Source organism: Kitasatospora sp. NPDC001664, from assembly GCF_053596675.1.
Map to the genome: position 1 here is coordinate 33,455 of NZ_JBSFGS010000017.1, position 23,647 is coordinate 57,101.

At 75.2% G+C, this 23,647-nt stretch carries 5 protein-coding genes; all 5 read left to right on the top strand.

Features of this window, described 5'->3' with window-relative positions; genetic code table 11:
- Nucleotides 1-19 precede the first annotated feature (19 nt).
- Nucleotides 20-1,351 carry a lysine N(6)-hydroxylase/L-ornithine N(5)-oxygenase family protein gene (locus ACWCYY_RS23825; protein WP_449797262.1) on the top strand — a complete coding sequence of 444 codons (1,332 nt, stop codon included), beginning with the start codon at nt 20-22 and terminating at the stop codon, nt 1,349-1,351.
- A gap of 226 nt (nt 1,352-1,577) precedes the next feature.
- Nucleotides 1,578-1,811, top strand: coding sequence for a phosphopantetheine-binding protein (locus ACWCYY_RS23830; RefSeq protein ID WP_449797170.1), 234 nt, complete (start codon nt 1,578-1,580; stop codon nt 1,809-1,811).
- Nucleotides 1,812-1,858: 47 nt separating this feature from the next.
- Nucleotides 1,859-2,848 (top strand): ABC transporter substrate-binding protein, encoded by a 990-nt coding sequence (locus ACWCYY_RS23835; protein ID WP_449797171.1) that lies wholly within the window; start codon nt 1,859-1,861, stop codon nt 2,846-2,848.
- A gap of 120 nt (nt 2,849-2,968) precedes the next feature.
- The gene (locus ACWCYY_RS23840; RefSeq protein ID WP_449797172.1) at nt 2,969-13,954 is read left to right on the top strand and encodes an amino acid adenylation domain-containing protein; all 10,986 of its coding nucleotides are present in this window, start codon (nt 2,969-2,971) and stop codon (nt 13,952-13,954) included.
- Nucleotides 13,951-23,610 (top strand): amino acid adenylation domain-containing protein, encoded by a 9,660-nt coding sequence (locus ACWCYY_RS23845; protein WP_449797173.1) that lies wholly within the window; start codon nt 13,951-13,953, stop codon nt 23,608-23,610. Before ACWCYY_RS23840 ends, ACWCYY_RS23845 begins: the two co-directional genes overlap by 4 nt.
- Nucleotides 23,611-23,647 lie beyond the last annotated feature (37 nt).

Below are 23,647 nucleotides of genomic sequence, written 5' to 3' on the forward strand. Positions count from 1 at the left end.
AAGGAACACGATGTCGCGTCTGCGCGAGACCAGCCCGGGGCAGGACGCCGGTGCCGAGGACCTGATAGGCATCGGCTTCGGCCCCGCGAACCTGGCGCTGGCCATCGCCGTCGATGCGCACAACGAGCGGAACCCGCAGGAGGCGCTCTCCGCCCGCTTCGTGGAGCGGCAGGAACGCTTCGGCTGGCACCGGGGCATGCTGCTGGAGGGCGCCACCATGCAGGTCGCCTTCCTCAAGGACCTGGTCACCATGCGGGACCCGCGCAGCCGGTTCAGTTTCCTCTGCTACCTCCAGGAGCGGGACCGGCTGGCCGACTTCATCAACCAGAAGTCCTTCTACCCGACCCGCCTCGAGTTCCACGACTACCTGGAGTGGTGCGCCGCGGAGTTCACCGACGCGGTGGACTACGGCCGCAGCGCGGTCCAGGTCCGGCCGGTGGTCGAGGCGGGCCGCACAGTGGCGGTGGAGGTCGTGACCGAGGCCGCGGCGGGCGGGGCGGAACGCAGGACCCACCGGGCGCGGAACCTGTCGGTCGGGACCGGCCTCACGCCGTGCCTGCCGGCCGGCGTCACCGCGGGGGAGCGGGTCTGGCACACGCGTGACCTGCTCCACCGCGCGCCGGAGCTGACGGAGCTGAAGCACCGCAGGTTCACCGTGGTCGGTGCCGGGCAGTCCGCCGCCGAGGCCGTCGAGTACCTGCACCGCGCCTTCCCCGAGGCCGAGGTCTGCGCGGTCTTCTCGCGCTACGGCTACAGCCCGGCCGACGACAGCCCCTTCGCCAACCGGATCTTCGACCCCGAGGCCGTCGACCACTACTACGGCGCGCCGGAGTCGGTGAAGCAGCGGCTGCTCGACCTGCACGCCAACACCAACTACTCGGTGGTGGACGGCGATCTGATCGAGCAGCTGTACCGCACGGTGTACCAGGAGAAGGTGGCCGGCCAGGAGCGCCTGCGGATGCTCAACACCACCCGCCTGGTCGGTGTCGAGGAAATGGCGGACGGGGCCCGCGCCCAGGTGCGGAACCTCGCCACGGGCGAGGAGTACGGCCTCGACTCGGACGCGGTGGTGCTCGCCACCGGGTACGCCCACGTCGACCCGCGCGAGCTGCTCGGCGAGCTGGCGGCCGACTGCCTGGTGGACGGGGGAGGGCGCCTGCGGGTCGACCGCGACCACCGGGTGCTCACCGCCGAGCACGTGGAGGTCGGGATCTACCTCCAGGGCGGCACCGAGCACACCCACGGGATCACGTCCTCGCTGCTGTCGACGCTGGCGGTCCGCTCCGGTGAGATCAGCGACTCGCTGCTGCTGCGGCGCACCGCCGCGCGGCTCCGCACGAGCGTCGGATAGCGCTGCGCCCGCAGGGGCGCGAGGCCCTGCTGACGTGCGGCTCCGCCGCGCGGGCGCGCAGCGGAAGAAAGTGGCCCGATCGCCGGGTGCGGAGAGCCACTTGCAAGTGAACGCCCGTACCCGGCAACCGGGGCATGCCTTGCTGCTGCGCGCCCGCGCGGCGGAGCCGCACATCAGCAGAGCCTCGCGCCCCTGGGGTGACCACTACCAACGAACGGATTGCGCGATGCCTGGACTCGATCTGGAGAGCCTGCGGGCCGATCTCGCCGAGGTGCTCGGCGAGGAGCCGGAGGCGATCGGGGACGAGGACGACCTGCGGGACCTCGGGCTGGACTCGATCCGGCTGATGAGCCTGGTGGAGACCTGGCGCACCCGCGGGGCCACCCTCGGCTTCGCCGACCTGGTCGAACTCTCCCCCACCCCCACCCTGGCCGGCTGGGCCGCCGCCCTCGCGCCCTGACCCGCCGTCAGCACTGCACCTCGCACCTCCCCCCATCTAGGAGAACCATGAACACCCGTGTCCTGACCAGCCGCAGAATCGCCGCCGCCGCCACGGCCGCCGCGGTGCTCTCGCTGGCCGCCTGCGGCTCCGACGCCGCCAAGGACGCGAGCACCTCCGGCGACGCCAAGGCCTCCGCCGCTGCTCCGAAGACCGTCCAGGCCACCAACGGCACCGTCACCGTCCCGGCGAAGGTCGAGCGGATCGTCACCGTCTCGTACGCCACCGGCGCGCTGCTCGACCTCGGTGTCCAGCCGGTCGGCACCTCGACCCTCGATGAGAACAACCCGGTCGAGCTGCTGCCGACCCAGAAGGAGGCGGCGGCGAAGATCGAGCCGATCGGCTCCGGCGTCGAGCTCAACATCGAGAAGATCGCCTCGCTCCGCCCGGACCTGATCGTGGTCGAGGGCGCCAGCGCCTTCGACTGGGGGATCAAGAAGCTGGAGGGCCTCGGCGCCCCGGTGCTGTACTTCGCCGTGGACAAGCCGGTCGACCTGCTGAACGCGCAGGAGAAGATCGCCACCGCCGTGGGCAAGGAGGCCGAGTTCAAGAAGCTGAAGTCGGACTACGAGGCCAAGGCCGCCAAGCTCAAGGCCGACTACGCCGGCAAGCTCAACTCGGTGAAGTGGACCATCGCCTCCTCCTACGGCGGTGGCGAGTTCCTGGTCGACACCAGGACCAGCTGGGTCGGCCGGGTGCTGGCCGACGCGGGCGCCCAGTTCTCCACCGCCTCGGCGGACGACAAGGAGCACGAGGTCACCTACTCGACCGAGAAGCTGGACGTGCTCGGCGACGCGGACGTCATCCTGGTGCCCAAGACCGTGGCCACCGGCCAGGTGCCGCAGGACACCAAGGACCTGGAGAAGCAGCCCTCCTGGCAGAACCTCAAGGCCGTGAAGGCCGGGAAGGTCGTGCCGGTCGGCTACGCCACCACCGACCGGTACGGCACCTCGATCGACGTGCTGAACCAGATCGAGACCGTCCTCAAGGGCCTCTAGCCCTCCGCGAGACCCCGGGCGGCCGCCGAGCAGTGGCGGCCGCCCGGCCCCCGCACGCGCCCGCACCACGGCCGGGCCGCGCCCCGCAACTCCCGCACCGCACCCCCGGAGAGACCGACCATGGCAGAGGCCAGCACCCAGCCGACGGAGACCACCGCGCAGGCCGCCCTGCCGCTCACCGCGGCCGAGGCGGGCGTGCTGGCCGCCCAGCGGATCGACCCGGAGAACCCCTGCTACAACGTCGGCCAGTACGTCGAGCTCGACGGACCGGTGGACGCCGCCCTGCTGGAGCGGGCGCTGCGGCAGGTGCTCGCCGAGGCCGAGGGCCTGGACTTCCGGCTCGCCGAGCGGGACGGCGCCGCCTTCCGGCTGCCGCCGGTCTTCGACGCCGAGGCGTGGCGGTTGGAGCGGTTGGACACCCGGACGGCCGGGGACCCGGACGCCGCCGCGATCGCCGTGGTGCGCGAACTCCTGGCGCGGCCGGTCGAGTTGGCGGGGGACGGCCCGAAGCCAGGCGCGCTGCTGGCCCGGACCGGTGAGCAGCGGCACCTGCTCTTCCAGTGGTTCCACCACCTGGCGGTGGACGGCTACGCGGTGGCGATGCTCACCCGCCGGGTGGCCGAGGTGTACAGCGGGCTGGCCGCCGGGCAGGAGCCCGGACCCTCGCCGCTGCGGCCGGCGGCCGTGCTCGCCGAGGCCGAGGCCGCCTACCTGGCCTCCCCGCAGGCCGCCGAGGACCGCGCCTACTGGACGGCCCGCTTCGCCGACCTGCCCGGCGCCCCCGGGCTGACCGAGCTCACCGCCCCGGCCTCGGCCACCGTGCTCCGCCACCGGCTGGAGCTGACGGCCGCTCAGTCGGCCGCCGTGCTGGCCGCCGCCCGCACCGCCAAGGCCACCTGGGCCGAGGCCGCCACCGCCGGGTACGCCGCCTACCTGCACCGGATGACCGGCAGCGTCGAGCCGGTCATCGGCACCCACTTCATGGCCCGCACCGCCCCCGGCACCCTGCGGGTGGCCGGCACCGCCGTCAACATCCTCCCGCTGCGGCTGCCGGTGGACGGCGGCGAGGACTTCACCGCACTGCTCCGCCGGGCTGCCGCCGTGCTCAAGGAGGCCCGCCGCCACCAGCACCACCGGGGCGAGGAGCTGCGCCGCGAACTGGGCCTGGTCGGGGCCGAACAGCGGCTCTACGGGCCGCTGTTGAACATCAAGCCGTTCGACCTCGCGCTGGACTTCGCCGGGGTGGCCGGACGCACCGTCAACCTCGCGGCCGGCCCGGTGGACGACCTCCAGTTGGCCGTGACCAAGAGCCCGGACGACGTGATCGCCCTGGAGTTCGACGCCAACCCCGCGCTGTACACCGCCGAGGAGCTGGCCGCCCACGCCGAGCGGTGCGCCGCGCTGCTGGTGGCGCTGGCCGAGGCGCCCGGGCGGGCGCTGCGGGACCTGCCGCTGCTGACCGGGGCGGAGCAGGCGGCGCTCGACGGGTGGAACGCGACCGGCCGTCCGGCGGACGTCCGGTCGGTGGTGGAGCTGTTTGCCGAGCGGGCCGCTGTCGCGCCGGAGGCAACCGCGGTGAGCGCCGTGGACGGCACCCTGACGTACGGTCAGCTGGACGAGCGGGTGGGCCGGCTGGCCGCGCTGCTCGCCGGACGCGGGGCGGCCGGGCGGTTCGTGGCGCTGGCGCTGCCGAGGAGCACCGCGCTGCCGGTGGCCGCGCTCGCCGTGCTCCGGGCCGGCGGCGCCTACCTGCCGATGGACCTCGACTACCCGGCCGACCGCCTCGCCTACATGGCCGAGGACGCCCACCCGGTCTGCGCCGTCACCACGGCGGAGGCGGCCCGCTTGGTGCCGGCCGGCCTGCCGGTGGTCGTGCTGGACGACCCGGCCACCGTCGCCGAGCTGGCCGCTCTGCCTCCGGCCCCCATTGCCGCGCCGGACCCGGCCGAGCCCGCGTACGTCATCCACACTTCCGGCTCCACCGGCAAGCCCAAGGGCGTGGTGGTGGAGCACGGGGCACTGGCAGCCTTCCTGGCCGCGATGCGCCCGCAGCTCGAACTCGGCCCGGGGGACTCCCTGGTGGCCGTCACCACGGTGTCCTTCGACATCGCGGGCCTGGAGCTGCACGGCCCGCTGACCACCGGCGCCACCCTGGTGCTGGCCGACCGCGACACCGTGCTCGACCCGGCCGCGCTCGGCGCGCTGGTGCAGGAGCACCGTCCGAAGGTGCTGCAGGCGACGCCCACCCTGTGGCACCTGCTGCTGACCGAGGCGGCGGAGTCGGCCGAGGCTGCGGGCGGCGCGTACGAGGCGCTGGCCGGGGTGCACGCGCTGGTCGGCGGCGAGGCGCTGCCCGCCGAGCTGGCCGAGCGGCTGGCCCGGGCCACCCGGCGGGTGACCAACGTGTACGGCCCGACGGAGGTGACCATCTGGGCCACCTCCGCCGAGCTGACGCCCGACCACACCGGTGTGCCCGGCATCGGCGTCCCGTTCGCCGGGACCAGGGCCCACGTCCTGGACGGCGCCCTGCGGCCCGTCCCGCCCGGTGTCCCGGGGGAGCTCTACCTCGCCGGTGAGCAGCTGGCCCGCGGCTACCTGGGCCGCCCCGGCCTGACCGCCGGCAGGTTCGTCGCCGACCCGTTCGCCCCGGGGGAGCGGATGTACCGCACCGGTGACCTGGTGCGCCGCACCCCCGACGGCGCGCTGCACTTCCTCTCCCGGGTGGACGACCAGGTCAAGCTGCGCGGCTTCCGGATCGAACTCGGCGAGGTGGAGGCCGCCCTGACGGCCCGTCCGGGCGTCACCCGCGCCGTCGCCGCCGTCCGCGAGACCGCCCCCGGCCGCCCGCAGCTGGTCGCCTACGTGACCGGCACCGAGGCCGACCCGGCCGCTCTGCGCGCCGACCTGGCCGCTGCCCTGCCCGAGTACATGGTCCCCGCCGCGATCCTGGTGCTGGACGCCTTCCCGCTGACCGCCAACGGCAAGATCGACCGCCGGGCCCTGCCGGACCCGGAGCTCACCGCGACCGCCGGCCGGGCGCCCCGGACCGAGACCGAGCGGGTGATCGCCGACCTGGTCAAGGAGGTGCTCGGCCTCGCCGAACTCGGCGTGGACGAGAACTTCTTCACCCTCGGCGGCGACTCCATCTCCGCCATCCAGCTGGGCAGCCGGGCCCGCCGGGCCGGGTACGCCATCACGCCCCGCGTGGTCTTCGAGCGCCGCACCGTCGCCGGGATCTCCGCCGCCGTCGAGGCCGCGACCGCGCCCGTGGAGACCGAGCAGCGCCCCCTGCTCGACCCCGAGCAGCGCGAGCGCCTGCTCGCCGCCCACCCTGGGGCCGAGGACGTGCTGCCGCTCTCCCCGCTCCAGGAGGGCCTGCTGTTCCACGCCGAGCAGCAGCGCACCGAGGACGCCGACGACCTCTACACCTCGCTCACCTCCCTCCAGCTGCGCGGCCCGCTCGACCAGGAGCGCCTCGCCGCCGCCGTGGACGGCGTCGTCAACCGGCACGCCGCGCTGCGCGCCTCCTTCAGCACCGACGCCCTCGGCCGCCCCGTCCAGCTGATCGCCCGTCAGGTCACCGTCCCGTGGACCCACCACGATCTGACCGCCCTGCCCGCCGACCGGCAGGCCGCCGCGCTCGCCGAGATCGAGCAGCAGGAAGCCGCCCGCCGCTTCGACCTCACGGCGCCGCCCCTGGTCCGCTGCGCCCTGGTCACCCTCGGCGCCGACCACCGTCACCTGGTGCTGACCCGTCACCACACCGTCATCGATGGCTGGTCGATGCCGGTGCTGCTGCGCGAGCTGTTCGCCGCCTACGGCGGTACCGAGCTCGCCGCGCTGCCCGCCACCACCCCCTACGCCCGCCACCTGGAGCGGCTGGCCGGCCGGGACCAGGCCGCCGACTCCGCCGCCTGGAGCGCGGCGCTGGCCGGCCTGGAGGGCCCGACCCTGCTGGCCGACGCGCTCGGGGCCCCGGCCGCCGGCTCGGCCCCGGGCCGGGAGCTGGAGCTCCCGATCGGCCCCGAGCTGGCCGCCGCCCTCACCGCCACCGCCCGCACCCACGGACTGACCCTCAACACCCTGGTCCAGGGCGCCTGGGCGATCCTGCTGACCCGCCTCACCGGCCGCGCCGACGTGGTGTTCGGCGCCACCGTCTCCGGCCGCCCCGCCGACCTGCCGGGCGTGGAGTCGATGGTCGGCCTGTTCTCCAACACCGTGCCGGTGCGCTTCGCCCCGCGCGAGGACGAGCCGGTGGTGGAGGCGCTGGCCCGCCTTCAGACGGCCCAGTCCGCGCTGCTCGACCACCAGCTGCTCGGCCTCGCCGAGATCCAGGCCCTCGCCGGGCACGGCACGCTGTTCGACACCCTGCTGGTGGTGGAGAACTACCCCGTCGACCCGAACGCCCTGACGGCCCGTGAGCTCCGGGTCGCCGGCCTCACCCACCGGGGCGCCACCCACTACCCGCTGACCGTGCTCACCCTGCCCGGCGAGCACCCGCAGCTCACCGTCGAGTACCGCCCCGACGTCTTCACCGACGCCCAGGCCGCCGCCGTCGGTGCCCGCCTGCTGCGCCTGCTCACCACGCTCGCCGAGCACCCGCGCACCCCCGTCGGCGCGCTGGAGATCCTCGACCCCGCCGAGCGAGCCCAGCTGCTGGACGGCTGGAACGCCACCACCCGCCCGCTGCCCGGCGGCACCGTGTTGGACGTCTTCGCGGCCACCGCCGCCACCACCCCCGAGGCCCTCGCCGTGGTCTGCGGCGAGCAGCGCCTCACCTTCGCCGAGCTGGCCGCCCGCGCCGAGCTGACCGCCCGTCACCTGGCGGCCCTGGGCGCCCGCCCCGGCACCGTGGTCGCCCTCGCGCTGCCGCGCTCCGCCGAGTCGGTCGCCGCCCTGCTGGGCGTGCTGAAGTCCGGCGCCGCCTACCTGCCGGTGGACCTGGACCACCCGGCCGAGCGCGTCGCCCTGATGCTGGAGGACGCCGAGCCGCTGCTCACCCTGACCACCGCCGAGGTGGCCGAGCGCCTGCCCGTCCTCGACGCGTACGGGCTCGGCCCGGTGCTGACGGAGCGTCTGGGCGAGCTGTCGGCCGAGCCGGTGGCCCCGCACCCCGACGACCTCGCCTACGTCATCCACACCTCCGGTTCCACCGGCCGCCCCAAGGGCGTCCAGGTGCCGCACCGGGGCCTGGCCAACATGCTGGAGCACCACGCCGCCACGGTCTTCGCCCGCGCCGTCGAGGCGGCCGGGGGCCGGCGCCTGCGGGCCGCGCACACCGCGTCGTTCTCCTTCGACTCGTCCTGGGAGCAGCTGCTCTGGCTGCTCACCGGGCACGAGCTGCACGTCTACGGCGAGGAGCTGCGCCGCGACCCGGAGGCGCTGACGGCCCGTCTGCTGGCCGACCGGATCGACACCCTGGACGTCACCCCGTCCTTCGGCCGCCAGCTGGTCGAGTGCGGCCTGCTGGACGACCCGGCGCACCGGCCGCTGCTCTTCCTGGTCGGCGGCGAGGCGGTGGACGAGGCGCTCTGGACCCGGCTGCGGGAGACCGAGGGCGTGATCGGCCACAACTTCTACGGCCCGACCGAGTACACGGTGGACACCCTCGGCGCCGACCTGGCCGACAGCCCGACCCCGTCCGTCGGCCGCCCGATCGGCAACACCCGGGTCTACGTGCTGGATTCACGTCTGCGCCCGGTGCCCGCCGGGGTGGCCGGTGAGCTCTACATCGCGGGCCCCGGCCTGGCCCGCGGCTACGGCAACCGCCCGGCGCTGACCGCCGCGCGCTTCACCGCCGACCCGTACGGCGACCCCGGCACCCGGATGTACCGCACCGGCGACCTGGTCCGCCACCGCCCCGACGGCACGCTGGACTACCTCGGCCGGGGCGACGACCAGGTGAAGATCCGCGGCTTCCGGGTCGAGCCCGGCGAGGTTGAGGCCGCGCTGGCCGCGCTGCCCGGGGTCACCCAGGCCGCCGTGCTGGTGCTGCCCGCCCCGGGCGGGGCCAAGCGCCTGGTCGGCTACGCCGCCCCCGCGGAGCTGGACACCGCCGTGCTGCGCAAGGCGCTGGCCACCACCCTGCCCGAGTACCTGGTGCCCTCCGCGATCGTGGCGCTGGACCGGCTGCCGCTGAACGTCAACGGCAAGCTGGACCGCCAGGCCTTGCCCGCGCCGGACGCCGCCGCCTACGCCGCGGCGGCCGGCCGGCCGCCCCGGGACGAGCGGGAGGCGCTGGTCTGCTCGGTCTTCGCCGAGGTGCTCGGCCTGCCCGCGGTCGGTCCGGACGAGGACTTCTTCGCGCTCGGCGGCCACTCGCTGCTCGCCACCCGCGTCACCGGCCGCCTGCGCGCCGGGCTCGGCGTGGAGACCGCCGTCCGGGACCTGTTCGAGACCCGCACCCCCGCCGCCCTCGCCACCCGCCTGGCGACGGCCGCCGCGGGGCGCCCCGGCCCGACCGACCGCCCGCGCCCGGAGCTGCTGCCGCTCTCCGCCGCGCAGGCCCGGCTCTGGTTCCAGTACCGCCTGGACGGCGCCACCGCCGCCTACACCATCCCGTGCGCGGTGCGGATCGACGGCCCGCTGGACAGCGAGGCCCTGCGCGCCGCCTTCGGCGACGTGGTGGCCCGGCACGAGGCGCTGCGCACCGTCTTCCCGGACCGCGACGGCCGCCCGTTCCAGCGGATCCTGACGCCCGCTCGGGCCGGGGTGCCGTTCGCGGTGGAGGAGACCACCGTGCACCGGCTGTCGCGTGCGGTGGCCGCCGCCGGGGCGTACGCCTTCGAGCTGGCCGAGGAGATCCCGGTCCGCGCCACCCTGCTCACCACCGGGCCCGAGCGGCACGTGCTGAGCATCGCGGTGCACCACATCGCCGGTGACGAGTGGTCGGAGGGCGTGCTGCTGCGCGAGCTCGACCAGGCGTACGCGGCCCGGCTGGCCGGCACCGAGCCCGGCTTCGCCCCGCTGCCGCTCCAGTACGCCGACTTCGCGCTCTGGCAGGCCGAGCTACTGGCCGCGAGCGAGGGCCCGGCTGCCCAGCAGGGCGCCTACTGGTCCCGGCAACTGGACGCTCTCCCCGCTGAGTTGGCGCTGCCCACCGACCGGCCCCGGCCGACCGAGCCGAGCGGGCGCGGCGGCGCCGTCCGGCTGGCGCTGCCCGAGGCGCTGCACACCGAACTGCTGGCCTACGCCCGCCGACGCGGCGTCACCCCCTTCGTGGTCACCCAGGCCGCCGCCGCGCTGCTGCTCGGCACGCTGGCCGGGACGACGGACGTCGCCCTCGGCACCCCCGTCGCCGGGCGCACCGACGAGGCGGTGGAGTCGGTGGTCGGGTTCTTCGTCAACACCCTGGTGCTCCGTCACGACCTCGGTGGCGCCCCGAGCTTCGACCACCTGGTGGAGCGCAGCCGGGACGTGGTGTTCGGCGCGCTGGCGCACCAGGACCTGCCGTTCGACCGGCTGGTGGAGATCGTCAACCCCGAGCGCTCGCTCGGCCGGCACCCGCTGTTCCAGGTGATGGTGCAGCACCGCAAGGCCGGCGAGGGGCACACCGGCCTGTTCGGCGCCCGTACCGAGCTGCTGCCCGACCCGGTGCACGCCGCCCGCTTCGACCTGGCGCTGAACTTCGCCGAGTCGGCCGACGGCTCCCGCACCGAGCTCACCGTGATCCACGCGGAGGACCTCTTCGACCGCGCGACCGCCCGGCTGTTCGGCGAGCGCCTGCTGGCCGTGCTCACGGCCGCGCTGGCCGCGCCCGGCCGGGAGGCGGCCCTGATCGAGCCGCTCTCCGCGCAGGAGCGCCGGGGCCTGGCGGGGGAGTGGAACGCCACCGACCGCGAGGTCCGGGACGGCACCCTGCTGACCCGGATCGCCGAGCGGGTGGCCGCCACCCCCGAGGCCGTCGCGGTGGACTTCGAGGGCGCCACCCTGACCTACCGTCAGCTGGACGAGCGGGCGGGGAGGCTGGCCCGGGTGCTGGCCGCCCGGGGCGCCGGACCGGACCGGATCGTGGCCGTCGCGGTGCCGCGCTCGGCCGAGCTGATGGTGGCCCTGGTGGGCGTGCTCAAGTCCGGTGCCGCGTATCTGCCGCTGGACACCGAGTACCCGGCCGAGCGGCTGGCCGCGATGGTCGAGGACGCCGCGCCCGTCGCCGTGCTCACCGTGCCGGGCGTGGAGCTCCCCGCGCTGCCCGGGGCGCCGCTGCTGGCGGTGGACGCCGACGGCCCGCAGGCCGAGCCCGCCGCCCCCGGCCCGGACCACGGCGCGTACGTCATCTTCACCTCCGGCTCCACCGGCCGCCCCAAGGGCGTGCTGGTCACCCACCGGGCCATCGTCAACCGGCTCGACTGGATGGCCGAGGTCTACCGCGTCACCGCCGAGGACCGGATCCTGCAGAAGACCCCGGCCAGCTTCGACGTCTCGGTCTGGGAGTTCTTCCTCCCGCTGGTCACCGGCGCCCGGGTGGTGCTCGCCCGCCCCGGCGGCCACCGCGACCCGGTCTACCTGGCCGGGCTCGCCGCCACCGCCGGGGTGACGGCCTGTCACTTCGTGCCGTCGATGCTGACCGCCTTCACCGCCGCCGCCGAGCAGGACCCGGCGCTGCGGGACGGCTTCACCGGCGTGCGGAAGGTGTTCTGCTCCGGCGAGGCGCTGCCCGCCACGGCCGTCGACCGCTTCGCCGCGCTCTGGCCGCAGATCGAGCTGCACAACCTCTACGGCCCCACCGAGGCGGCCGTGGACGTCACCTATCACCGGGCGTGGGCGGGGGCGGGCACCGTCCCGATCGGCCGCCCGGTCTGGAACACCAAGCTGTACGTGCTGGACGCCCGGCTACGGCCGGTGCCGGTCGGCGTCCCCGGTGAGCTCTACCTGGCCGGCGTCCAGCTGGCCCGCGGTTACCTCGGCCGCCCCGGGCTGACGGCCGGCCGCTTCGTCGCCGACCCCTTCGGGGCCGGTGGCCGGATGTACCGCACGGGTGACCTGGTGCGCCGCCGGATCGACGGCGAGGTGGAGTACCTCGGCCGCACCGACGACCAGGTGAAGATCCGCGGCTTCCGGATCGAACTCGGCGAGGTGGAGGCCGCGTTGGCCGCCGTGCCGGGTGTCGCCCAGGCCGCCGTCACCGCCCGCGCCCTCACCGAGGGCGGCGCCCGGCAGCTGCTCGGCTACGTCACCGGTGCCGTCGACCCGGCCGCCGTGCGGTCCGCCCTGGCCGCCGCCCTGCCCGAGCACCTGGTGCCCGCCGTGGTCACCGTGCTGGATGCGCTGCCGCTGAGCGTCAACGGCAAGCTGGACCGCAAGGCACTGCCCGACCCCGCGCGCGGTCCGGTGGCCGCCGCCCCGAGCGGGAAGCCCGCCGCCGCGATGGCCCGGGTCTTCGCGGAGGTGCTCGGCCTGGACTCGGTCGGCGAGGACGAGAACTTCTTCGCTCTCGGCGGCGACTCCATCGTCTCCATCCAGCTGGTCAGCAAGGCCCGCAAGGCCGGGCTGGAGATCACCGCCAAGGACGTCTTCACCCACCCGACCCCGGCCGCCCTGGCCGCGGCCGCCACCGGTGTGGCCGACGCACCGTCAGCGGCCTTGCTCCCGGTGGCGCAGGACGGCGAGCTGCCCGTGCTGCCGGTGGTCCACTGGCTGCGCGAGCGCGGCGGGCCGATCGACCGCTTCAACCAGTCGGTGCTGCTCACCGTCCCGGCCGGGCTGGACGAGCGGGCCCTGCGCACCGCGCTGGCCGCCCTCGCCACGAACCACCCGGCGCTGCGGCTGAAGCTGGACCGCACCGACGGGGTGTGGACCCAGGAGGTGCTGCCCGCCGCCCAGGCCCCGGCCGTCGCCGACCCGGCGACGCTCCGGGTGGTCACCGGCCTCGGGGCCCTGGCCGCCGAGGCCGACCGGGCCGCCGCCGGGCTGGACCCGGACAGCGGCCGGGTGCTGCGGGCGGTCTGGTTCGACGCCGGACCGCAGGAGGGCCGGCTGCTGCTGACGGTCCACCACCTCGCCGTGGACGGCGTCTCCTGGCGCACCCTGCTGCCCGAACTGGCCGACGGCTACGCCCGGGCCGCCGCCGGGCTCGCCCCCGTCGTCGAGCCGGAGGCGTACGGCATCGCCGACTGGGCCCGCGCCCTGCTGGCCGAGGCGCACCGCCGCCCCCGGGTGACCGAGGCCGCGTACTGGCGCACTGCGCTGGCCGGCCCGGCCGGTCCGCTCGGGGAGCTGGCCGCCGATCAGGAGCGGGACACCGTCTCGACCCTGCGCACCCTGCGCCGGACGCTCTCCGCCGACCGCACCGCACCGCTGCTCGCCGAGCTGCCGCAGGCCTTCAACGCGGGCGTGGACGAGGTGCTGCTGGCCGGGCTGGTGCTCGGCGCCGCAGCCGCCCACCCGCAGGCCGCCCCCGTCCTCCGGATCGACCTGGAGGGCCACGGCCGGGGCGCCGAGCTGACCGGGGTGCCCGCGCCCGATCTGGCGCGCACCGTCGGCTGGTTGACCACCGTGCACCCCGTCCGGCTCGATCTGGCCGGGCTCGACCCGGCGGCCGCGCTCGCCGGCGGCGAGCAGGCCGGTCGCGTGCTCAAGCAGGTCAAGGAGCAGCTGCGGTCCGCCCCCGACAAGGGGTTCGGCTTCGGCCTGCTGCGCCACCTCAACCCGCAGACCGCAGCCCTGCTGGCCGGGGCCCGCCGCTCCGAGGTGCTGTTCAACTACCGCGGTCGGCTGGACGGCGCCGGAGCCCCGCTCGGCGGCTGGCCGTTCGCCCCGGCCGACGAGCGCGCCGTGGTGACCGCCGCGGCCGGGCCCGACCCGGCCCAGGCCGCCGGGTACCCGCTGGAGATCGACGCCGTGGTGCAGGGCGGCCCGGACGGGCGCCCCGAGCTGGCCGTCGAACTCAGCTGGCCCGAGGCGCTGCTGACCACCGCTCAGGCCGAGGCGCTGGCCGAGGGCTGGTTCGCCGCGCTGGACGCGCTGGCCCGGCACGGCGCAGGCGACGGGGCCGGTGGGCTCACCCCCTCCGACCTCGGCCTGGTCAGCCTCAAGCAGGCCCAGATCGACCGCCTGGAGGCCCGCCTGCGCGGCGGCGCCCGCCCGAGTCGCAGGCGCCGCCCGTGACCGCCCCCGACCGCCCTGTCCGTACCGAGAACACCGAGAACACCGAGAGCACCGAGAGCACCGTGACGAACTCCGCCGAACCGACCGACCAGCAGCCGGCCATGTCCGACCTGGAGGACGTCTATCCGCTGTCCTCGCTCCAGGAGGGCCTGCTCTTCCACGCCCTCTACGACGACACCGCGCAGGACGTCTACGTGGTGCAGTCGCACCTTGACCTGGCCGGGGACGTCGACACCGTCCGGCTGGCCGCCGCCGTGGACGCGCTGCTCGTGCGGCACGCGAACCTGCGGGCCGGGTTCTGGTACGAGGACCCGGAGGCGGTGGTCCAGTTCGTCCCGCGCACCGTGGCCACCCCGCTGCGCGAGGCCGATCTGACCGCGTTCGCCGGACAGGCCCGGGAGGCGGCCCTGGACGCGGCGATGACCGAGGACCGGCAGCGCCGCTTCGACCTCTCCGCCCCGCCGCTGCTGCGGCTCACCCTGGCCCGGCTCGGCGCGGAGACCGCGCGGCTGGTGATCACCTGTCACCACCTGTTGCTGGACGGCTGGTCGATGCCGATCCTGGTCCGCGAGCTGCTGGCGCTCTACGGCTCGTACGGCGACCCCGCCGTCCTGCCGCCGGTGCGCCCGTACCGGGACCACCTCGCCCTGCTCGCCACCCGGGACACCGCCGCCGCCGAGGCCGCCTGGGCCGAGGCGCTGGCCGGCTTCGACCAGCCGCACCCCGTCGGCCCCGCCGTCTCCGCCGTGCCCACCGCCACCGTGGAGCTCACCGCCGGGCCCGAGCTGTCCGCCGCGGTGACCGCCGCCGCCCGCTCCCGCGGCCTGACCCTCGGCAACCTCGCTCACACCCTCTGGGCCGTGCAGCTCGGCTCGCTCACCGGCACCGCCGACGTGGTCTTCGGCACCACCGTCTCCGGCCGCCCCGACGACCTGCCGGGCGCGGAGGGCATGGTCGGCCTCTTCATCAACACCGTGCCCGTCCGGGTCCGGCTCTCGGCCACCGACACGCTGGCCGGCGCCACCGCCCGGGTGCAGCGCGAGCAGGCCGCCCTGATGGCCCATCAGCACCTGGGCCTGGCCGCGATCCAGAAGCAGGCCGCCGCCGAGGGCCCGCTCTTCGACACCCTGCTGGTGGTGGAGAACTACCAGGGCAGCGGCGAGGGCCTCGCCGAGTCCTTCGGCGCGCCCGCCGGGCTGGCGATCACCGGCCTCGGCGCCCGGGACGCCACCCACTACCCGCTCGGCCTCACCCTGCTGCCCGGCAGCGAGCTGCGGATCGAACTCGACCACCGCACCGACCTGTTCACCCCCGCCGAGGCCGCCCTCGCCGCCCGGCGCTTCCTCGCCCTGCTGGCCGCCTTCGCCGCCGACCCGGACACCCCGCTGGCCCGGCTCGACCTGCTCACCGCGGACGAGCGCGCCGCGCTGCCCGACGCCGTCTCCGGCGGCCCGCTGGCCGTCCCGGCCGCCCCCGTCACCCAGCGCCTGGCCGCGCATGCCGCCGCCACCCCGCACGACCGCGCGCTGGTGGCCCCGGCCCTGGCGGGCGGCACCGCCGAGCTGTCCTTCGTCGAACTCGACGGCGCGGCGAGCCGCCTGGCCCACCTGCTGGTCGCCGCAGGCCTGGGCGCCGAGCGGATCGCCGCGCTGGCGCTGCCCCGGTCCGCCGAGGCCGTCACCGCGATCCTGGCCACCCTCCGGGCCGGCGGCGCCTACCTGCCGCTGGACCTGGACCACCCGGACGAGCGCCTGGCCGACCTGCTGGCGGACACCCGCCCCGCCGTGGTGCTCACCACCCGCGCGGTCGCCCACCGCCTGCCCGCCGTCCCCGGCGCCACCGTCCTGCTGCTGGACGACCCGGCCGTCACCACCGAGCTGGCCGCCCTGCCCGCCACCGCCCCGGCCGTGACGGTCGATCAGGACGCCCCCGCCTACGTCATCCACACCTCCGGCTCCACCGGCCGCCCCAAGGGCGTGGTGATCACCCACCGGGGCCTCGGCACGCTCGCCGAGGAGCACCTCGGCGGCCCGTTCGCCGAGGTGGCCGCCGGCCGCCGGCTGCGGGTGCTCGGCACCGCCTCGTTCGCCTTCGACTCCAGCTGGGACCAGCTGCTCTGGCTGCTCGGCGGCCACCAGCTGCACCTGCTCGGCGAGGCCGACCGCCGCGACGCCGAGGCCGTGGTGGCGTACGTCGGGGCCGAGCGGATCGACGTGCTCGACAACACCCCCAGCTACACCCGCCAACTGATCGACAGCGGCCTGCTGACGGGCGGTCACCGCCCCTCGGTGCTGCTGCTCGGCGGCGAGGCGCTGCCCGAGCCGCTCTGGACCGAGCTGCGCGCCGTGCCCGGCCTGACCGCGCTCAACTACTACGGCCCCACCGAGGCCACCGTCGACGCCCTGCTCGCCGATCTGGCCGACACCCCGGAGCCGGTGGTCGGCCGCCCGCTGCGCGGCTCCCGCGCGTACGTGCTCGACGGCCTGCTGCGGACCGCCCCGGCCGGCGCGGTCGGCGAACTGTACCTGGCGGGACCGCAGTTGGCCCGCGGCTACCTGGACCGGCCCGGCCTGACGGCCGAGCGCTTCGTCGCCGACCCCTTCGCCGAGGGCGAGCGCATGTACCGCACCGGCGACCTGGTGCGCCTCCGCGCCGACGGCGTGATCGAGTACCTCGGCCGCACCGACGACCAGGTGAAGATCCGCGGCCACCGGATCGAGCCCGGCGAGATCGAGGCCGCCCTGACCGAGCTGCCCGGCCTCGCGCAGGCCGCCGTGCTGGTGCTCCCCGGCGCCGTCCGCCGGATCGCCGCCTACGTGGTGCCCGCCGCCGGTGCGGCCGCGCCCACCCCGGACGAGCTGCACGCCGCGCTCGCGGCCCGGCTGCCCGAGTACATGGTGCCGTCCGCCTTCGCCGTGCTGGACGCGCTGCCGCTGAACATCAGCGGCAAGCTCGACCGGGCCGCGCTGGCCGCGCTCGCCCTCGACTTCACCGGCGAGAGCGGCGCCCGGGCCGCCGAGACCGAGACCGAGGAGCTGCTCTGCGAGCTGTTCGCCGAGGTGCTCGGCCTGCCGGAGACCGGCGCCGACGCCGACTTCTTCCGCCTCGGCGGTGACTCGATCTCCTCGATCCGGCTGGTCGGTGCCGCCCGCGCCGAGGGCCTCGCCCTCAGCCCGCGCGACGTCTTCGAGCTCCGCACCCCCGCCGCCCTGGCCGCCCTCGCCGACCGGCGGGAGAGCGCCGAGGCCGGGCCCGAGCTGCCCGAACTCCCCGCCGCCACCGAGGCGGAGCTGCGGCTCGCGGCCGCCGCCGTGCCCAAGCTGGAGGTGGCCGAGCTCTGGCCGGTCTCCCCGCTCCAGCAGGGCCTGCTCTTCGAGGCCGGGTACGACGACCAGGGCATCGACGTCTACACCTCACGGGACGTCATCTCGCTGTCCACCCGGGTCCCGCTCGCCGTGCTGCACGGCGCGCTGGCCGGGCTGCTGGAGCAGCACCCCAACCTGCGGGCCGGTTTCCTGGCCGACGCGCTGGACCGCCCGGTCGCCTTCCTGCCGCGCCTGGTCGAGGTGCCGCTCACCGAGGCCGACCTGTCGGCGCTGGACGAGAGCGCCTTCGAGGCCGAACTCGCCCGCCTGGTCGAGGCCGAGGCGCACACCCGCTTCGACCTGGCCAACCCGCCGCTGCTGCGGGTGGTCTCGGTGCTCGCCCCCGACGGCGGCCAGCGCATCCTGCTCACCAACCACGCCCTGCTCTGGGACGGCTGGTCGGCCGGCCTGGTGCTCCAGGAGCTGCTGACCCGCTGCCACCTCGGCCTGACCGGCAGCACCGACGGCCCCGCGCTGCCGGAACCCGGCCTGCCCTACCGGGACTTCCTGCGGTGGCTCACCGCCCAGGACCAGGAGCAGGGCCGGGCCGCCTGGCGCAGCGCGCTGGCCGGACTGGAGGAGGCCACCCTGCTGGCCCCGCAGGCCCGCGAGCGCGCCGCCCTGCTGCCCGAGCAGGTCACCGCCGCCCTCTCCCCGGAGCTCTCCGCCCGCCTGGCCGGGTACGCCCGGGCCCACGGCCTGACGCTGAACACCGTGGTCTCCGGCGCCTGGGCGCTGCTGCTGGCCGGACTGACCGGCCGTCAGGACGTGGTCTTCGGTGCCACCGTCTCCGGCCGCCCGGCCGAGCTGCCCGGCATCGACGCCACCATCGGCATGTTCCTCAACACCGTGCCGGTCCGGGCCCGGCTGGACGGCGGCGAGCGGGTCGCCGACTTCCTGGCCCGGCTCCAGCGGGAGCAGACCGAGCTGCTGCCCCACCACCAGACCGGCCTCGGCGAGATCCAGCGCGACACCGGCCTCGGCCGGCTCTTCGACACCCTCCAGGTGGTCCGCAACACCCCCGCCGACGACGAGCTGCGGGACCGGATCCGGGCCGCGCTCGGCGTCCGGCAGATCGCCGACGTGGACGCCACCCACCTTCCGCTGATCTTCATCACCAACCCTGGCGAGGTGCTGGACTTCGAGTTCAAGTACCGCCCCGACGTCTTCGACCGCGAGACGGTCGAGCAGCACGCCGAGCGGATGGTGGCGCTGGTCACCGCGCTGGTCACCGACCCGGGCCTGCTGGTGCGCGACGTGGACGTGCTGACGGTGCGTGAGCGCGGTCTGGTGCTGGGGGAGTGGGCGGAGACCGGCCGGGAGCTGCCGGACGCGACGGTGGCGGATCTGCTGGCGGAGCGTGCCGCGTTGGTGCCGACGGAGACCGCGCTGGTGTTCGGCTCGCGGTCGTGGTCGTACGCGGAGTTGGACGCGATGGTGAACCGGCTGGCGCGGTTGTTCACGGCGCGTGGGGCGGGGCCGGAGAGGGTGGTGGCGCTGGGGCTGCCGCGGTCGTTGGAGATGGTGGCGGCGCTGTTCGCGGTGCTGCGTACCGGTGCGGCGTACCTGCCGCTGGAGCTGGACTACCCGAAGGACCGCTTGGCCTTCATGGTCGAGGACACCGCCCCGGTCGTCCTGGTGACCGACTCGACGGCGGCCGCGCTGATGCCGGAGCACGCGGCGACGGTGCTGCTCGACGACCCGGCGGTGGTCGCCGAGCTGGCCGGGATGTCCCCCGAGGCCCTGGGCGTGACGGTCGATCAGGACCTCCCGGCGTACGTCATCTTCACCTCGGGCTCGACGGGCCGCCCGAAGGGCGTCGTCACGCCGTACCGGGGTCTGACGAACATGCAGCTGAACCACCGCGAGGCGATCTTCGATCCGACGGTCGAGCTGGCCGGCGGCCGTCGGCTGCGGATCGCGCACACGGTGTCGTTCTCCTTCGACATGTCGTGGGAGGAGCTGCTCTGGCTGGTCGAGGGCCACGAGGTGCACGTCCTCGACGAGGCGCAGCGCCGTGACGCCCAGGGCTTGGCGGACTACCTCGACGCGCAGGCGATCGACGTCATCAACGTGACGCCGTCCTACGCCCAGGCGCTGGTGGACTGCGGTCTGTTGGACGAGGACCGGCACCGGCCGGCGCTGGTGCTGCTGGGCGGTGAGGCGGTGGCGGAGACCCTGTGGTCGAAGCTGCGCGACACCCCCGGGGTACTCGGGTACAACCTGTACGGGCCGACCGAGTACACCATCAACACCCTCGGCGGCGGCACCACCGACTCCGCGACCGCGACCGTCGGCCGTCCGATCTGGAACACCCGGGCCCACGTGCTCGACTCCTTCCTGCGCCCCGTCCCGGTGGGCGTCCCCGGGGAGCTGTACGTGGCCGGTGTCGGTCTGGCGCGCGGCTACCTCAACCGCCCCGGTCTGACCGCCGAGCGCTTCGTCGTCGACCCGTTCGGCGAGCCGGGCGCCCGGATGTACCGCACCGGCGACGTGGTGCGGTGGCGCGGCGACGGCCTGCTGGACTTCCTGGGCCGGGTCGACGACCAGGTGAAGATCCGGGGCTACCGGGTCGAGCCGGGCGAGATCGAGGACGCCCTCGCCCTGCACCCGACGGTGGCTCAGGCCGCCGTGGTGGTGCGGGAGGACGCCCCCGGGGTGAAGCGCCTGGCCGCCTACCTGGTGCCGGCCACCGGTGCCGCCGTGGAGGTGGCCGCCGTCCGGGCCGAGCTCGCCGCCCGGCTGCCCGAGTACATGGTGCCGGCCGCCTTCGTGGTGCTGGACGCGCTCCCGCTGACCGTCAACGGCAAGCTGGACCGCGCCGCCCTGCCCGCCCCCGAGACCGGCGGTGCCGGCACCGGGCGGGCCCCGCGCGACGCCCGCGAGGAGCTGCTGTGCGGGCTGTTCGCCGAGGTGCTCGGCCTGGCCGAGATCGGCCCCGAGCAGCACTTCTTCGAGCTGGGCGGCCACTCCTTGCTGGCCACCCGCCTGGTCGGCAAGGTGAAGGCGTCGCTGGGCACCCGCCTGACGGTCCGTGACCTCTTCGAGGCCCCGACCCCCGCCGGCCTGGCCCTGCGCACCGAGACCTCCGACCCGCGCCCGGCCCTGACCAGCCGCGAGCGCCCGGCCGACCTCCCGCTCTCGCACGCCCAGCGCCGGATGTGGTTCCTGCAAAATCTGGACGGTTCCGGCGCCACCTACAACGTCCCGCTGGTGGTCCGGGTGAACGGCGCGCTGGACCTGGACGCGTTGCGGGCGGCCGTCCGCTCAGTCACCGAGCGGCACGAGAGCCTGCGCACCGTCTTCACCGAGCGGGACGGCGGGGTCTTCCAGACCGTGCTGGCCCCGGCCGGTGAGGTGCACGTCCGCCGCTCCACCGAGGAGACGCTGACCGCCGACGTCGAGGCCGAGGTCCGGTACGGCTTCGACCTGGCCGCCGAACTCCCGCTCCGGGTCTCGGTGCTGGAGCTGGGCGAGGCCGAGCACGTGGTGGTGCTGCTGTTCCACCACATCGCCGGTGACGAGTGGTCGATGCTCCCGTTCATCGAGGACCTGAACCAGGCGTACGCCGCCCACCTGACCGGCGGGCAGCCCGGCTGGGCGCCGCTGCCGGTGCAGTACGCCGACTACACCCTCTGGCAGCAGGAGCTGCTGGACGGAGCCACGGATCTGGCGGAGCGTCAGGCGGGCTACTGGCGCGAGGCGCTGGCAGGCCTCCCCGAGGAGCTGCCGCTGCCGACCGACCACCCGCGCCTGCCCACCGCCCGCCTGGCGGGCGACACCGTGTACGCCCAGGTGCCGCCGGCCGTCTACCGCGGCCTGCGGGCCGCCGCCCAGGCCACCGGCACCACCACCTTCATGGTGCTCCAGGCCGCCGTGGCCACCCTGCTGCACCGCCTGGGTGCCGGCACCGACATCCCGCTCGGCGCCCCGGTGGCCGGACGCTCGGACAGCGCCCTGGACGGGCTGGTCGGCTTCTTCGTCAACACCGTCGTGCTCCGCAACGACCTGGCCGGCGACCCGACCTTCAGCGAGCTGCTGGCCCACACCCGGGACACCGACCTGGCCGCCTTCGCCCACCAGGACCTCCCCTTCGACCGCCTGGTGGAGGCCGTCAACCCGCCCCGGGTGCCCGGCCGCCACCCGCTCTTCCAGGTGATGCTGGGCTACCAGCACAGCGCCGGGGGCGAGGGGAGCCTGCTCGGTCTGAAGAGCCGCATCCTGCCCTTCGAGCTGGGCGCGGTGAAGTTCGAACTGGACTTCAACTTCGAGGAGATCTCCTCCGAGGAGCAGATCGACATCGCCTTCGAGTACGCCACCGACCTCTACGAGCGGGGCACCGCCGAGGCGCTGGTGGAGCGGCTGCTCGCGGTGCTGGCCCAGGTCGCGGCCGACCCGGCTCGCCGGATCGGGTCACTGGACGTGCTGACGGTCCGTGAGCAGGAGTTGGTGCTGGGGGAGTGGGCCGCAACCGCCCGCGAGCTCCCCGACGCCACGGTGGCGGACCTGCTGGCCGAGCGGGCCTCGCTGGTCCCGACGGATACCGCGCTGGTCTCCGGAGAGCGCTCGTGGACGTACGCGGAGCTGGACGCGACGGTGAACCGGCTGGCGCGGTTGTTCACGGCGCGCGGGGCCGGGCCGGAGAAGGTGGTGGCCCTGGGGCTGCCGCGTTCGCTGGAGATGGTGGCGGCGCTGTTCGCGGTGCTGCGCACCGGCGCGGCGTACCTGCCGCTGGAGCTGGACTACCCGAAGGACCGCCTCGCCTTCATGGTCGAGGACACCGCGCCGGTCGTCCTGGTCACGGACTCCACCGCGCTGGCCCGGATGCCCGCGTACGCGGCGACGGTGCTGCTGGACGACCCGGCGGTGGCGGCCGAGCTGGCCGGGCTGTCCTCCGACGCCTTGGGCGTGACGGTCGATCAGGACCTCCCGGCGTACGTCATCTTCACCTCGGGCTCGACGGGCCGCCCGAAGGGCGTCGTCACGCCGTACCGGGGTCTGACGAACATGCAGCTGAACCACCGCGAGGCGATCTTCGATCCGACGGTCGAGTTGGCCGGTGGCCGTCGGCTGCGGATCGCGCACACGGTGTCGTTCTCCTTCGACATGTCGTGGGAGGAGCTGCTCTGGCTGGTCGAGGGCCACGAGGTGCACGTGATGGACGAGGCGCTGCGCCGCGACGCCGAGGCGCTCTCCGCCTACTGCGCCGAGCACCGGATCGACGTCATCAACGTCACCCCGTCCTACGCCCAGGCGCTGGTCGACCAGGGCCTCTTGGACGAGGACCGGCACCGTCCGGCCCTGGTGCTGCTGGGCGGTGAGGCGGTGGCGGAGACCCTGTGGTCGAAGCTGCGCGCCACCCCCGGGGTACTCGGGTACAACCTGTACGGGCCGACTGAGTACACCATCAACACCCTCGGCGGGGGCACCAGCGACTCCGACACCGCGACCGTCGGCCGTCCGATCTGGAACACCCGGGCCCATGTACTGGACGGCTCGCTCCGCCCGGTACCGGTCGGCGTCCCCGGTGAGCTCTACGTCAACGGCGTGGGCCTGGCCCGGGGTTACCTCAATCGCCCCGGTCTGACCGCCGAGCGCTTCGTCGCCGACCCGTTCGGCGAGCCCGGCGCGCGGATGTACCGCACCGGCGACGTGGTCGCCTGGCGCCCGGACGGGCTGCTGGACTTCCTCGGCCGGGTCGACGACCAGGTGAAGATCCGGGGTTACCGGGTCGAGCCGGGCGAGATCGAGGACGCCCTCGCCCTCCACCCGACGGTGGCCCAGGCCGCCGTGGTGGTCCGGGAGGACGTTCCCGGCGTGAAGCGCCTGGCCGCCTACCTGGTGCCGGCCGCCGGGGCGCGGGTGGAGACCGCCGCCGTCCGTCGTATGCTGACGGAGCGTCTGCCGGACTACATGGTCCCGTCGGCGTTCGTGGTGCTGGACGCGCTCCCGCTGACCGTCAACGGCAAGCTGGACCGCAAGGCCCTCCCCGCACCCACCGGCGCGGACTTCACCGCCACCGGCCCCGTCCGGGCACCGCGCACCCACGCCGAGGTGCTGGTGCACTCCGCCTTCACCGACGTGCTCGGACTGCCGGACCTCGGCATCGACGAGAACTTCTTCGACCTCGGCGGCCACTCCCTGCTCGCGATGGCGCTGCTCCAGCACCTGCGGGCCGACTTCGAGGGCAACGACCTCTGCCTGGGCGACGTGCTCGCCCGGCCCACCGTCGCCGCCCTCGCCGAACTCCTGGCCGGACCGGTGGCGGACGCCCCGACCTGCCAGTCCTGACACCCACTCACCCCCTTCCAGCCACAGAGGAGAACCC

Coding starts and splice junctions, on each gene's coding strand:
- ACWCYY_RS23830 (WP_449797170.1), top strand. CDS start 1,578: ATGCCTGGACTCGATCTGGAGAGCCTGCGGGCCGATCTCGCCGAGGTG.
- ACWCYY_RS23835 (WP_449797171.1), top strand. CDS start 1,859: ATGAACACCCGTGTCCTGACCAGCCGCAGAATCGCCGCCGCCGCCACG.
- ACWCYY_RS23840 (WP_449797172.1), top strand. CDS start 2,969: ATGGCAGAGGCCAGCACCCAGCCGACGGAGACCACCGCGCAGGCCGCC.